This is a genomic window from Comamonas piscis (assembly GCF_014109725.1).
Classification (GTDB): domain Bacteria; phylum Pseudomonadota; class Gammaproteobacteria; order Burkholderiales; family Burkholderiaceae_C; genus Comamonas; species Comamonas piscis.
This window is the reverse complement of the sequence record NZ_CP058554.1, coordinates 3826863-3840669: the sequence shown is the minus strand read 5'-3', so window position 1 is coordinate 3840669 and position 13807 is coordinate 3826863. Positions and strand designations below refer to the sequence as shown.

The window sequence follows — 13807 nt, the reverse complement described above, 5'->3', positions numbered from 1 at the left end:
CTGGTATTTTTATCGTTGGCCTCGGCCAGGTGGCTTTGCCCTGCTGTCAAAGGGTGCAGGGCAAGGGCTTGGGCCTGGTGAGCACGGTGTTACGGATCGCACAAAGGGGTGGGCGCTAGGGATCCTCTGCAAAACCCTCGCCAAGCGGGATGGACGCGGATCGGGATGAGGCGCAAGGCGTCTTTTGCAGTCAATAGCAAGCTATTGACAAGGAAGACAACGCAGCGGATCGCCCGAGCCCGCGGTCAGACCACGGCAGGGAGTTTTGCAGAGGGTCCCTAGGCCAGGTGGGGCAGGGCGGGCTCAGGTCATGCGGTGCTCCTTGGCTGGTGGCGTGGCCGTTTCCTGGGTGGGTGTCTGGCCCTGCAGCTCGGCCAGGATCATGGCCTTGAGCTTGAACTTCTCGATCTTTTGCGTCAGCGTGCGCGGGAACTGCGGCACCACGCGGATATGCTGCGGCCGCATGAACTTGGGCATCTTGCTGTCGCACCAGTCATGCATCGCCTGGCGGTCAATTACCTGCTGCTCGCGCGCCACCACATAGACCACCACATCGTCCTCATCGCCCTCGTGCGCGGGGATGGCAAAGGCAGCTGTCATCTCGACGGCCGGGTACTGGTTGAGCATGTCCTCGATATGGAAGGACGAGATGTTCTCGCCCCGCACACGGATGCGGTCACCCATGCGGTCCACAAAGCTCAGGCTGCCATCGGCATGGCGCAGCGCCGAGTCACCGGTGTGGAACCAGAGGTTGCGAAAGGCCTTGGCAGTGGCCTGGGGCTTGCCCAGGTATTCCACCAACAGGTAGTAGGGCAGCTTCGACCGAAAAGCCAGCTGCCCGGCCACGCCCACCGCGCATTCGCCATCGCGCTCATCCAGCACGGCCGCCTCCACAAACAGGCAAGGATGGCCCAGGTAGCCCTTGCCCACCTGGTTGGCTTGCGCAGGTGCCAGCAGCTCCACGCCCAGCGCGGCTGCATGCGCGCGGATCGCCTCACGCGTTTGCCCACGCCGGTAGGCGGGCGGGGATTCGCAGCTGGCATCCGTCTCTTCGATGACCGTGAAGCAGGACATGCCCGACTCCGTTTGGCCAAAGCCGGCCGTCACAAAGTCAAAGCCAAAGCGGCGCGCAATCTCCGCATGGCGCTGGGGCAGCGGCTGCATGTAGACCTTGTTGAGGCTGTTGTGGTGGTCGGTGGCTGCTGGCGCTGCCTTGGCCAGCCAGGAGATCATCGTGTCCACCAGCACCGCACTGGTGGCGCCACTGACGGCAATGCGGCGCCAGAAGTCATTGGGGCTGAAGCGGTCCCAGCAGGCCAGGCCGCTGCCGGCCCACACCGCCCGCACCACATTGAACACGGCGCCACCCACGTGGTACATCGGCAGGTCGTTGTAGACCACGTCATGGCCATTGAGCATCTGACGGAACAAATAGGTGTACTGGTTCATCCAGCGGTGGCTTTGCACCACGCCTTTCGATGGCCCGGTGGTGCCGGAGGTGTAGATGATGTTGCAGAGGTCGTCAAAAGCCAGGACCACATCCGGCTTGGCTGCGGGCTGCAGCAGCGCGGCCCATGCCGTCTCCCCATGCAGGCCGCTATAGGCCATGCCGTCCGCCACCGCATCATGGCTGCCGGCGGGCGGCTCGTAGACCACCACCTGGGCCAGCGGGGCGACCCGGCCCAGTTCCTCAGCGATGGCATTGAGGGCCGGCACCAGCGCGCGTTCGGCCAGCAGCATCACCGGCTGGGTGTCGCCAATCTGGTAGGCCAGCAGGCGCTCGGTCAGCCCAAAATTGATTGGCGCAAAGATGGCGCCAGCCTTCCAGATGCCAAACATCGCCAGCGCGCTGATGAGCTGGTTGCGCATGAACACCGACACCGGCATGCCCCGGCCGATGCCGGCAGCGGCCAGGTTGCCGGCGATGGCATCGGTGATACGGTCAAACTCGGCATAGCTCAGGCGCACATCGTCTTCGCCATACAGGTAGAAGAGCTGGTCGCCCTTGGTGCGCGCCCAGTGCGCCAGGCGCTCGGTGACCAGTTCGCCATCGCGCTGCAACAGCGCCAGCAGCGCCGGCTTGTCCAGCGCTGCCACGGGGTGGGTGGCGGCGCTCATGCGGCGCTCGCTTTCTGCGGCTCCTTCAGCAGGCGCCGCAGTACCTTGCCGGTGCCTGTGGTGGGTAGCGCCTCCCGAAACTCGATCTCCCGGGGCGCCTTGTAGACCGACATCTGTTCGCGGCACCAGTCGATCAGCTGCTGCGCGCTCACCGCCGGCGCGTCCCTGCGCGCAATGACGACGGCCTTGACTGCCTGGCCCTTGTGCGCATCGTCAATGCCGATCACCGCCACCTGCGCTACCGAAGGGTGCTTGATCATGATGGACTCGACCTCTTCCGGGAAGACGCTGTAGCCCGATACCTTGATCATCTCCTTGAAGCGGCCGGCAAAGGTCAGGTAGCCATCGCTGTCGATCTTGGCCATGTCGCCGGTATGCACCCAGCCGTCCTTCAAGGTGCTGGCCGTGGCCTCGGGCTTGTTCCAGTAGCCCTTGAAGTTGCCCGGGCTGCGCAAGACCAGCTCGCCCACCTGGCCGGCGGGCAGGTCCTGGCCGGTGCCGGCATCGATCACGCGGCATTCCACCCCTTTGATGGGAATGCCATGCGCGCCCCATTTGATGGCATCGACGGGCATCGAGGTGTCCCAGGTGTGGGTTTCGGACATGCCGTAGGTCACCTCGAACAGCTGGCACTGCGGTGCAAAGCCGCGCCACTGCTCGGCCAGCGCCTGGTTGATGGTGATGCCAAAACTGGTGCTGGGGTTGATGCGCAGTCCGCTGAGGTCGTAGTCGCGCGCGCCTTCCACCTGCATCACCGCCGCATTCATGCTGGCCACGCTGTACCACCAGGTCACCCGGTAGCGTGCCAGTGCCTGCAGCACCTGCACGGGGTCAAAGCGGTACAGCAGCACGCAGGGGATGCCGGTGTAGAGGGTGACATTGAGGCCGATCAGCATGCCCGCAATGTGGTTGAGCGGCGCCACCGCCAGCATGGTGTCGTCATCGCGGATGGGGTTGTTGTCTGCCGCCGCATGGGCCTTGAATAAGGCATTGCGGTAGGTCAGCATCGCCCCCTTGGGCAGGCCGGTGGTGCCCGAGGTATAGGTCATCAGCGCCACATCGTCCATGTCCAGCGCGCCCACATCGGGCGCGGGCTGTGGCTTGCGCAGGCAGTCCATCAAGTCTGTTGTGCCTTCGATATGGCGCTTGGGCGTGTCGATTTCTGCGGGCAGGTCGATCGTTGGCTGGGCCGGCAGCAGATCGGCATAGTGGGTCAGAAACACATGGTCAATCGCCGTCTTTGGGCGTGCCGTCTGCACGATCTCATACAGCACATCGGCCGCGACGATCACCTTGGCACCCAGGTCGGAGAGCTGGTACTCCAGCTCATGGCCCTTGAACAGCGGGCTGCAGGGCCCCACCACCGCGCCCAGCTTCTGGATGCCGATATGCGCAATCACGTACTGCGGGCAGTTCTGCATGAAGAGCGCTACCCGGTCCCCCTTGACCACACCGCGCTGCTGCAGTTGGTGGGCGAAGGTATCGCTCATCTGGTCCAGCAGCGCCCAGCTGATGGCGCTGCCGTACCAGATGAAGGCCGGCTTGTCGGGCTGGGTGCGCGCATGCTGGCGCAGGTACTCATGTAAAGGTTTTTCTTGTTGCCGGTACGCGATGGGGGTCATGGTGTCTCCTACGGTCCTGGTGTTTTTTTGGGGTCTCGGTCGCCGTGTTGAACTGGGTGCCTACCAGGGCGATACGCCCGATGCCGCTCGCCCCGGGCTGGCCGCTGGCAGGCTGGCGAGCATGCTGGCCAGCCAGTCGCGGGTCTGCGCCGGGTCGATCACATCGTCGATCTCGTTGTAGCTGGCCACGTTCAGCGCCTTGCCCTGGGCATAGATCTCGTCGGTCTTGGCCTGGAAGTAGGCGGCCTTCTCAGCAGCGTCCTCCAGTGCTTCCAGCTCGCGCCGGTAAGCCAGGCGCACGGAGCCTTCGATGCCCATGGGCCCCAGCTCGCCGGTGGGCCAGGCGACCGTGGCTACCGGCACAAACAGGTTGCCGCCCAGCATGGCCTGCGCGCCCAGGCCATAGGCCTTGCGCAGCACAATCGCCAGCACCGGCACCTTGATGTGGCTGGCCGTCACAAAGATGCGGGCAAAGTGCCGCACCGCTGCGGCCTTTTCGCTCTCCGGGCCGACCATGAAGCCCGGCGTATCGCACAGCGACACGACCGGCAGGCCATAGTTGTCGCAGAGCTCCAGAAAGCGCGATATCTTGTCGGCGCTGTTGGCATCGAGCGCGCCGCCCAGGTGGCTGCCATCGTTGGCCAGCACGCCCACGGCCTGGCCCTCCAGCCGCGCAAAACCGGTGACCACGCTGCGGCCAAACTGGGCGCGCAGTTCCAGAAAGCTGCCACTGTCAAACAGGGTCTGCACCACGGCACGGATGTCGTAGCCCTTGACCCGGTTCTCGGGCACCAGCGCGCGCAGCAGGCGCTGGTCGGCATGTTCGCCGGGCGGCAGCTTGCCCTGCACAAAGCCCAGGTAGGTCTGGGCCAGGGCCACGGCCTCGGTCTCGTCGCGGGCCAGCAGGTCGATCACGCCATTGCGCGTCTGCACGCTCGCCGGGCCCACCTCATCTGCCGCCACCACGCCCAAACCACCGCCCTCAATCATTGCCGGCCCGGCCATGCCGATGCTGGCGTCCTGCGTGGCGATGATCACATCGCAGCAGCCCAGCAGGGCGGCATTGCCGGCAAAGCAGCGGCCCGAAACCACGCCAATCGTCGGCACCTTGCCCGACAGCCGCGCCATGTGCGTGAAGGTGGTGAACTCCAGCCCCGATACACCCACATAGTCGGTGTCGCCCGGCCGGCCGCCGCCGCCTTCGGCAAACAAAACAAAGGGCAGGCCCAGGCGTTCGCTGGTGTGCACGATGCGGTCCATCTTGCGGTGGGCCATAAAGCCCTGCGTGCCGGCAAACACCGTGTAGTCATAGGCCATCACTGCGCAGCGCGATTGCTCAGGCCCAAACTGCATACCGTTGATGCGGCCCAGGCCGGTGATGGTGCCGTCCGCCGGGCTGAGGCGGATCAGCTCTTCCTCGCTGCGGCGGCCGCGCTGCATCGCCAGGGTCAGGCCGCCATATTCGACAAAGCTGCCGGCATCCAGCAGCTGCTCCAGGTTCTCACGTGCGGTGTTCTTGCCGTGGCGCCGGCGCTTGGCCACCGCTTCGGGCCGGGCCGCATCCATCAAGCCTTGCTGGCGCTGCAGCACCTTGGCCAGATCGGGGCGGATCGCATCCAGGTCGGCCTGCTGCTGTTCGCTGGCCAGTGCATCGGCCGATGCATCGGGCAGCACCCAGCCCAGCAGGGTGCCCGTGGCCACCACCTCGCCCAGCAGCGCGCTGCGCGCTACAAAGCGGCCACCCTGGCCCAAGGCCACGCTGTGCTCCAGTTTCATGGCCTCCAGCACCGCCACTGATGTGCCCTTGGCCTGCACGCTATGGGCATCGGTCTCCAGCGCAATCAAGCGACCGCGCATCGCAGCGCGCACCGCATGTGCGCCTTCGGGCAGTGCGGGCTCGTCGCTGCTGTTGGATGGCACGGCGTGCTGGCCGGCGCCCTGCGGACCAGGCTGGCGCTGTGCTGCCAGCGCCGTGGCAGCCGCATGCAGCGCCGGGCCTTGGCGCTCCACATAGGTGGTGTCGATCTCGCCTCGCAGCAGCTGCGCGTCGCGCAGCAGTGCACGCAGGTAGTCCAGGTTGGTCTCCACCCCCTGGATATGGAACTCGGCCAGAGCGCGATCGGCCTTGGCGCAGAGCACCTCGAACTGGCTGGGCCCGCTGACGATCACCTTGGCCAGCAAGGAGTCATAGTTGCCCGAGGTCTCGTAGCCGGTATAGCCAAAGCTGTCCACGCGCACGCCCGGGCCGGTGGGCGGCTCAAAGCGTGTCAGGGTGCCGCCGGTGGGCAGGGCCTGGGCATCGGGCTGCATGCTTTCCATGTTCACACGTGCCTGCAGCGCAAACTGGCGGGGCAGCGGCAGTGCCTGGTCCAGGCCCAGGTCCTGCAGGCTGGCGCCATCGGCCAGCGCAAACTGCAGCGCCACCAGGTCCAGCCCGGTGATGGCCTCGGTGATGGTGTGTTCCACCTGCAGGCGCGGGTTGCATTCGATAAAGATGTACTGGCCGCTGCGGCTGTCCACCAAAAACTCCACCGTGCCCAGGCCTTGGTAGTGCATTGCGGCGCCCAGGCGACAGGCATGCTGCACCAGCTGCGCACGTAGCGCGGGGCTGATGAAGGGGCTGGGCGCTATCTCCAGCAGCTTTTGGTGGCGGCGCTGCAAAGTGCAATCGCGCTCAAACAGGTGCTGCACCGCGCCGCTGCCGTCGCCCACGATCTGCACTTCGATATGGCGTGCACCGCCGATGAGCTGCTCGACATACAGATCGCTGCGGCCAAAGGCGCTCAGGGCCTCGGAGCTGCAGCGGTCAAAGGCTGCGGCCAGGTCTGCGGCATGCATCACTGCGCGCATACCTCGCCCACCGCCGCCCGCCAAAGCCTTGAGCATCACCGGCCCGCCCAGCTGCTGCATAAAGGCCTGGGCCTGCGCCAGGCTGGTGGCGCTTTGCGTGCCTTGCGCCACCGGCACCTGCTCACGCTGGGCCAAGGCGCGCGCCTGGGCCTTGTCGCCAAAGGTCTCCAGCGCCTGGAGCGAGGGGCCGATAAAGCGCAGGCCGGCTGCGGTGCAAGCCTGCGCAAAGGCCGCGTTCTCGCTCAAGAAGCCATAGCCGGGGTGGATGGCATCGCAACCTTCCTGGTGGGCAATCTCGATCAGGTGCGCGCCGTTCAGATAGGCGGCCGCGCCCTGAGCGCCCAGCGCGCGTGCCTGGTCGGCGCTGCGGCGGTGCAGGCTGGCTGCATCGTCGCTGGCGTAGACGGCAACGCTTGCGATGCCCCGGTCTGCGGCCGTGCGCGCAATGCGCACCGCAATCTCCCCCCGGTTGGCGATCAATACCTTGTGCATGGAAATCCTTCTCTCTCTTCGATCACACTGGCCCGCATCGGCGCGGCAGCGGGCCGGCATCAGGCCGGCAGCGGATGGGCGCCGGCCTGCGCGCTCAGATGGTCTGGCTGACGAACTTGCTGCTGAGGTAGAAGGCCAACGCATCGGCGCCGCCCTCGCTGGCATAGCCCGAATCCTTGACGCCACCAAACGGCTGCTCGGGGTAGCCCATCGCGATCGAATTGATGCCAACCAGGCCGCTTTCGATCTCATTCTTGAACCACTCGCCGCGCGTGGCCGAGCCGGTGAACACATAGGCGGCCAGGCCCCAGGGCAGGCGGTTGGCCTCTTGCAGCGCCTGGGCATCGCTGTCAAAGCGGGCAAACGCGGCAATCGGGCCAAAGGGCTCTTCGTTGAAGATGCGCGCATCCTGCGGCACATCGGCCAGCACCGTGGGTGCAAAAAAGTAGCCCTTGCCATCCGGCGCCTTGCCGCCCGTCACCACACGGGCGCCCTTGGCCACCGCGTCATCCACCAGCGCCTGCATGGCGGCCACGCGGCGTGGGTTGGCCAGCGGGCCCATGCGGGTGGCCTTGTCCAGGCCATTGCCCATCACATAGCCTTCGGCAATGCGCTGAAAACCGGCAATGGCCTCGTCATACAAGGGCGCCTGCACCAGAAAGCGCGAGGGCGAAATGCAGGCCTGGCCGGCGTTCCAGAACTTCTGCACGCCCAGGAGTTTGAGGTTGCGCGCCAGGTCGGCGTCGTCGCAAACGATGGCAGGCGCATGGCCGCCCAGCTCCATCGAGACACGCTTCATCGCAGCGCCCGCTTGCGCGCTCAGCAGCTTGCCCACCGAGGTCGAGCCAGTGAACGAGATCTTGCGCACCACGGGCGAGGCAATCAGGTGCTCGGAGATATCACCGGGCACGCCATAGACCAGGCCGAGCACGCCTGCGGGCAGGCCGGCCTGCTCCAGCACCTGGATAAAGCGGGCCAGCGCCACGGGGGTTTCTTCCGAGCCCTTGACGATGATCGAGCAGCCGGCAGCCAGTGCGGCGGCTATCTTGCGCACGGCCTGGTTGATCGGGAAGTTCCAGGGCGTGAACGCCGCCACCGGGCCCACGGGCTCATGCTGCACATACTGGCGCAGCTCGGGCGAGCGTGGCGGGATCATGCTGCCGTAGCAGCGGCGCGCCTCTTCGGCAAACCATTCCAGCACCTCGCTGGCGCCTGACAGCTCGATGCGCGCTTCCGTCAGGCGCTTGCCTTGCTCATGCACCAGCATCAGCGCCATTTCTTCGGCATGCTCGCGCACCAGCGCGGCGGCCTTGCGCAGATACGTCGATCGCTCCATTACCGAGGTCTTGCGCCAGGCGGCAAAGCCGGTCTGGGCGGCAGCCAGCGCGGCATCCAGGTCGGTGCGGCTGGCCTTGGCCACGCGGCCAATGCTGCTTTCATCGGCGGGGTTGGTGATGTCCAGCCATTCCTGGCTGCTGCTGTCGCGCCACTGGCCGTCGATCAGCAATTGGACTTGGTAGTTCATGCGGTGCTCCTGGTTCTTTCTGGCTTCAGCTTTGCAAAATGGCGCGTCCGGTCACCTTGCCGGCACGCAACTCGTCCAGCACGGTCTGTACATCGCCCAGCGGGCGGCTGCTGAGTGGCAGGGACGGCAACACCCCTTGCTGGGCCAGTGCCACCAGCTCGCGCAGCTCGGCCAGCGAGCCCACATAGGAGCCGCCGATGGAGATGGCGCGCATGGGGATCAGCGGCAGCTGGATGCTGGCGCTGCCACCAAACAGGCCCACGATGAGGATCTTTCCGCCCTTGCCGACGACGGCATTGGCAAACTCGAAGGTGCGTGTGGAGCCAACAAAATCGAGCACGGCCGATACGCCTTCGGCGCTGGAGCGTGCCAGGGTCTTGGCGACATCCGCCTCGGCCGGGTCCACCACACGGCTGGCGCCAGCATCCAGCGCGGCCTGGCGCTTGGCCGGATCGATATCGACCACGATGGGCCCCAGCCCGTGCATGGCCTTGGCCAAGGCCACGGCAGACAGGCCCACGCCGCCCGCGCCGATGATGACCAGCGGTGCCTGCTCGGTCGCTGGCGCCACTTTTTTCAGGGCGGAGTAGGCCGTCAGCCCCGAGCAGGCCAAGGTGGCGGCAAAGGCGGCGTCAATGCCGGCATGGTCGATCAGGTAGCGCGAATGGGGCACGCGCACATGGGTGCTGAAGCCGCCATCCCGCGTGGTGCCCAGGCTCTCGGGGCGGGCGCACATGTGTTCATCACCTCGGGCGCAAAGCGCGCACTGGCCGCAGCCAATCCAGGGGAAGACGATCACCGAGCGGCCCAGCGCGCCTCGGGCATCGGGCCCGTTGGCGGCCACGGTGCCGACGATCTCATGGCCCAAGGTGCGGGGCGGCTTGAGCACTTTTTCCAGGCCGAAGTGGCGGCCATCGCCCAGGTCAAAAAAGCCCTCGGCCATGTGCAGATCGCTGTGGCAGACGCCGCAGGCGCTGATGCGCACCAGCACCTCGCTGCCTTGCGGCGCCGCAATGGCGCGGCGCGCCAGTTGCAGCGGTTGGCCAAAATCGACGACCTGGTAACTCAGCTGTTCGCCGGAGGTGGCGGTTGCGTTCGACATGCGCTTGTCTCCTGTATCTAAGGGCTCAGTGGCTGCTGGCGCGTCGCTGGGGCATGGGCCTCAAAACGCTGCAGCGCGTTGGAAAAGCCCAAAGATACTGATCAGTATCGATTGGTACTATTGGGGATTTCACGCATGGCCGCTTGATGGCATCTGCTGCAAAACCCCCCGCCTTTCCACTATGCTGGGGCCATGCGTTTTGCGAGCTGGCTGCCGTGGCGTGCATCGCCACCGCAGCCCCCACGCCCACCAGGAGACATTCAGCAGTGCAGCTTCAACCCACCGACACCAGCGCAGCCGATGCCAAAAACCAGATCCAGGAGTACAAGGACACCTTGATCATCAATGCCGCTGCCGAGCTGTTCTACAAGCGCGGCTTCAAGAGCGCGACACTCGACGACATAGCGGCATCGATTGGCGTGACCAAGCCCTTTATCTACAAGCGCTTCAAGTCCAAGCACGAGCTGCTGGAGCGGCTTTTCGACAAGGTGTTTTCCGGCCTGTACGAGGCGGTGAGCCAGTGCGAGCAGCTGGAGGACCAGGACCCGGTGCGGCGCTTCGAGTTTTTTATCGACACCTACACGCGCCGCAAGATCGAGCTGAGCACTTTCTCCGTCATCCTGCTTGAAGAAGAGAAAAGCCTGAGCCCGGAAAAAATCAGCGATATCCGCAGCAAGTACCACGGCTTTGATGCGCTGGTGACGCGGCTCATCGTCAAAGGCGTGGAGGCCGGTGTTTTCCAGGTCGGCAACCCCAAGGTGACGGCGTTCGCCATCAGCGGCATGGTGCAGTGGACGCACCGCTGGTACCAGCCCAACGGCAAGCTGTCCATTGAGGCTCTGTGCGAAGAGATGACGCAAATGGCCTTGCGCCTGGTGGGCTGGACAGGTGCGTATGTGCTGCCCGAGCCGCTTGCGCCGCATCGCTGAGCCACCGCACCGACCTGTGGCGCGGGCCCCGCGCGAATATCCTGCGTAAAGACGGTCTTTACATTTGAATATAATTGAGAGTCATTCTCAACTATTCACTGTTGCACCAGGGCGCGGACATCGCATGGCATCTCCCGGATATTCGGCTTCGCCCATCGAAGCGCTCTACAAAAACCACCACGCCTGGCTGCAGTCCTGGCTGCGGCGCCGTCTGGGCAATGCAGGCGACGCGGCCGACCTGGCCCATGACACCTTCATTCGGCTCATGGTGTCGCCCCGCAATGTGGATGCTGCTGATGAACCGCGTGCCTTTTTGACCCATGTCGCCAAGGGGCTGGTGGTTGATTTGTGGCGCCGGCGCGAGATAGAGCGGGCCTACCTGGAGACCCTGCAGGCCTTGCCCGAGCCGCATGCCCCGTCGCCCGAGACGCAGCTGCAGGTCATCGAAGCGCTGGTGCAGATCGACCGGCTATTGGCCGGCTTGGCGCCGCAGACCCGCCAGGTGTTTTTGCTGGCCCAGCTCGATGGACTGACTTTGCAACAGATCTCGGAGCAGGTTGCCATGCCCGTGATCACCGTGCGCCGCCATATCCACAAGGCCCTGGTGCTCTGCCTGGAGGCTGTTTGATGGCGGGGGTTGCCGCGCAAAACACCTTGCTGAGCGAAGCGGCCGACTGGCTCATCGTGCTGCGCTACGAAGCGCCCAGCGCCAAGGAACAGGCAAGTTTTGAACAGTGGCGCAGCCAAAGTCCCGCGCATGAAGCGGCCTGGCACAAGGCCGAATCGATGCTGGGCGTATTTGCGCAGGTGCCACCAGAGATTTGCCAGCAGACGCTGCGCAGCGTGCAGCGCCCCGACCGCCGAAAAAGCCTGGCCATGCTGGGGGGCCTGTTGGTGGCAGCCCCAGCAGGGTGGCTGGCATGGCGAGAGCTGCAGTGGCGCGATTGGGCGGCCGACGAGGCCACGGCAGTGGGACAATCGCGCTCCATGTTGCTGCCCGATGGCTCCACCCTGACGCTCAACACCGCCAGCGCGGTAGCCATCCATTTCAGCGCCCAAGAGCGCCGGGTGCGGCTGCTGGGCGGCGAGATTTTAATCACCACGCATGCCGACCCATCGCCCAGCTACCGTCCCTTTGTCGTGGAGACACGCCAAGGCACCGTGCAGGCGCTGGGCACGCGCTTTAGCGTGCGCCGGGTCGATGCCGACACCAGCCGCGTAGCGGTATTCAGCCACGCCGTCGCCATCACCAACCAACAAGGCGCCACCCAGCTGCTGCAAGAGGGGCATACCGCCGACTTCAGCACCACGAGCATCGGCCCGCAAACCGATGTGCAAGCCAGCGCGGCGCTGTGGGAGCAGGGCATGCTGCTGGCCAAGAACATGCCCTTGGCCGACGTCGTCGCCGAGATCGGCCGCTACCGCACAGGCCGCCTGCACTGCGACCCCGCCGTTGCCCAGCTGCGGCTATCGGGCGCCCTGTCGCTCAAGGATACGGACGCCAGCCTGGCGCTGCTGGCGCAGTCGCTGCCGGTGCGGATTGAGCGGTTGGGGAATGGGCAGGTGAGGGTGGTGGGGCGTTAGCGGGGTGGTTGCATGCCGGGACATGCATACACCATGGGTCGCCTATCCACGGCTCAGCCGTCGGTGGGCAGGGTTGAAAACCCGCAGCGTTTAGGTGCAGAGGGGATCAGGCTGCCACGTTTATCGCTGCGTGTGTAGCTGGTATGACGGCTGCGTGCTTGAGACCACCGTGACGCAACATCCGCAGGTTGCGATAAACCATTCGCGAACATCGGGCAGTGCTGCAGCTGAGGTGAGTAGACCTGGCATGGCTTGCTCGCGCGAAAGAAGGCCGCCCGCTGCAATTTCATAGACGATGCCGTCTTTGAATTGTCCGCTGCACCAGTAGGCGCTGTGGTTGCCTTCATCGGTCTCCAACAGCGCTTCGTAGTGTGGGAACGAAATGTGCAGAGTGACGGTGTCGTCCACCAGATTTTTCACGACGATCTCCAGCGACGCGCCTGTGCGACGAATGTCGAAAACATCGGTCTCACCAGCCGGAAGCCGAACCTCTGGAAATACCTTTCGCGCTACTACCTTCATCGCAGATCCAAGCACTCCGTGAAATCAACCATTCTACGGAGGCTCGGTAACAGCTTATGCCGCCGCCCCAAACCTCACCACCGTACGCCCACTGGTCCCACCCTCCAGCTGCCGCCTCGCATGCACCAACAGCTCATCCGGCGGGATAAATCGCACATCCGGCTGCAGCGCAGCAAAGTCCGGCCTCCAGTCGCCCGCCAGCCTGTCCCACAGCCTGCGCCGTTGCGGCCAGGGCGCGTTGGCCACTATGCCGAACATCTGCGCGCGGCGCATGATGAAGGGCAGCACGCTGCCGTCAAACGTATTGCCGCTGGCATTGCCCACGCTGGCCAGCAGGCCGCCATCGCTGAGAGAGCGCAGCATCCATGACAGCACTGCGCCGCCCACGTTGTCGATGCCGGCCGCAAACTGCGGCTTTTCGATGGGGCGCTTGGAGTCGATGACCTGGCTGATGTCGATCACCTCGCTGGCGCCCAGTGCGCGCAGTGCCGCTTCGTTGCTGAGGTTGCGGGTGAGGGCTGCCGTGCGGTAGCCGGCCCGGTGCAGCATATGGATGGCCAGCCGGCCCACGGCACCGCCTGCGCCCGAGATGGCGACCAGGCCGCTGTCGGGCTTAAGGCCCAGTTCTTCAAACCGCTCCAGCGCCATCGCTGCGGTAAAGCCGGGCACACCCAGAATGGCGACCTGTTCGGCGCTCAGGCCTGGGGGCAGCGCTTGCAGGTGCTCGGCGGGCGCCTGCACCAGCTCGGCAAAGCCACCGTCCACATCAATGCCGCGCTGGAAACCATGGCTGAGCACCATGTCCCCGGGCCGGAACTGGTCGCTGCGCGATTCAAGCACCTTGCCCACCACCTCGATCCCCGCCACCCGGGGGAACTGCGTGATGATCCTGGCCGCCCCATGCAGCGACAAACAGTCCTTGTAGTTGACGCCCGCATAGTGGGCCTGCACCAGCACCTCGCCGGGCGCGAGTTCGCCGCGCTGCAAGGTCTCCATCTGGGAGTGGATGGCTTTGTCCACGCTGCGCGTGACCATGGCTTGGTAGTGGTTCATGCAGTTCTCC

At 65.2% G+C, this 13807-nt stretch carries 10 protein-coding genes; 3 read left to right on the top strand and 7 right to left on the bottom strand.

From position 1 onward, the window contains the following. Positions 1–303: 303 nt before the first annotated feature. The 5 genes from HS961_RS17315 to HS961_RS17295 form a co-directional block, all read right to left on the bottom strand. A complete protein-coding gene (locus HS961_RS17315; protein ID WP_182324123.1) occupies positions 304–2118 on the bottom strand; it encodes a class I adenylate-forming enzyme family protein in 1815 nt (604 codons plus the stop codon). After that, complete coding sequence (locus tag HS961_RS17310; RefSeq protein WP_182324121.1) at positions 2115–3740, bottom strand: AMP-binding protein; 1626 nt, start codon at positions 3738–3740, stop codon at positions 2115–2117. The genes HS961_RS17315 and HS961_RS17310 overlap by 4 nt, the downstream gene beginning before the upstream one ends. Positions 3741–3800: 60 nt before the next feature. Further along, positions 3801–7082, bottom strand: a complete 3282-nt coding sequence (locus tag HS961_RS17305) for a carboxyl transferase domain-containing protein (RefSeq protein ID WP_182324119.1) — start codon at positions 7080–7082, stop codon at positions 3801–3803. A 94-nt stretch (positions 7083–7176) separates the two neighbouring features. Next, a complete protein-coding gene (locus HS961_RS17300) occupies positions 7177–8607 on the bottom strand; it encodes an NAD-dependent succinate-semialdehyde dehydrogenase (protein ID WP_182324117.1) in 1431 nt (476 codons plus the stop codon). A 25-nt stretch (positions 8608–8632) separates the two neighbouring features. Further along, the gene (locus HS961_RS17295) at positions 8633–9709 is read right to left on the bottom strand and encodes an alcohol dehydrogenase (RefSeq protein ID WP_182324115.1); all 1077 of its coding nucleotides are present in this window, start codon (positions 9707–9709) and stop codon (positions 8633–8635) included. A gap of 266 nt (positions 9710–9975) precedes the next feature. Here HS961_RS17295 and HS961_RS17290 point away from each other — a divergent pair, with 266 nt between their 5' ends. The 3 genes from HS961_RS17290 (at position 9976) to HS961_RS17280 (ending at position 12222) form a co-directional block, all read left to right on the top strand. Further along, positions 9976–10638, top strand: a complete 663-nt coding sequence (locus tag HS961_RS17290; RefSeq protein ID WP_182324113.1) for a TetR/AcrR family transcriptional regulator — start codon at positions 9976–9978, stop codon at positions 10636–10638. 124 nt (positions 10639–10762) lie between these two features. Beyond that, positions 10763–11266, top strand: a complete 504-nt coding sequence (locus tag HS961_RS17285) for a sigma-70 family RNA polymerase sigma factor (protein ID WP_182324111.1) — start codon at positions 10763–10765, stop codon at positions 11264–11266. Beyond that, on the top strand, positions 11266–12222 hold the full coding sequence (locus tag HS961_RS17280) for a FecR domain-containing protein (RefSeq protein WP_182324109.1): 957 nt from the start codon (positions 11266–11268) through the stop codon (positions 12220–12222). The genes HS961_RS17285 and HS961_RS17280 overlap by 1 nt, the downstream gene beginning before the upstream one ends. 120 nt (positions 12223–12342) lie before the next feature. Here the strand turns inward: HS961_RS17280 and HS961_RS17275 are convergent, their stop codons facing one another. Further along, positions 12343–12744, bottom strand: coding sequence for a hypothetical protein (locus HS961_RS17275; protein WP_182324107.1), 402 nt, complete (start codon positions 12742–12744; stop codon positions 12343–12345). A 54-nt stretch (positions 12745–12798) separates the two neighbouring features. After that, the gene (locus tag HS961_RS17270; protein WP_182324105.1) at positions 12799–13797 is read right to left on the bottom strand and encodes a YhdH/YhfP family quinone oxidoreductase; all 999 of its coding nucleotides are present in this window, start codon (positions 13795–13797) and stop codon (positions 12799–12801) included. Positions 13798–13807 lie beyond the last annotated feature (10 nt).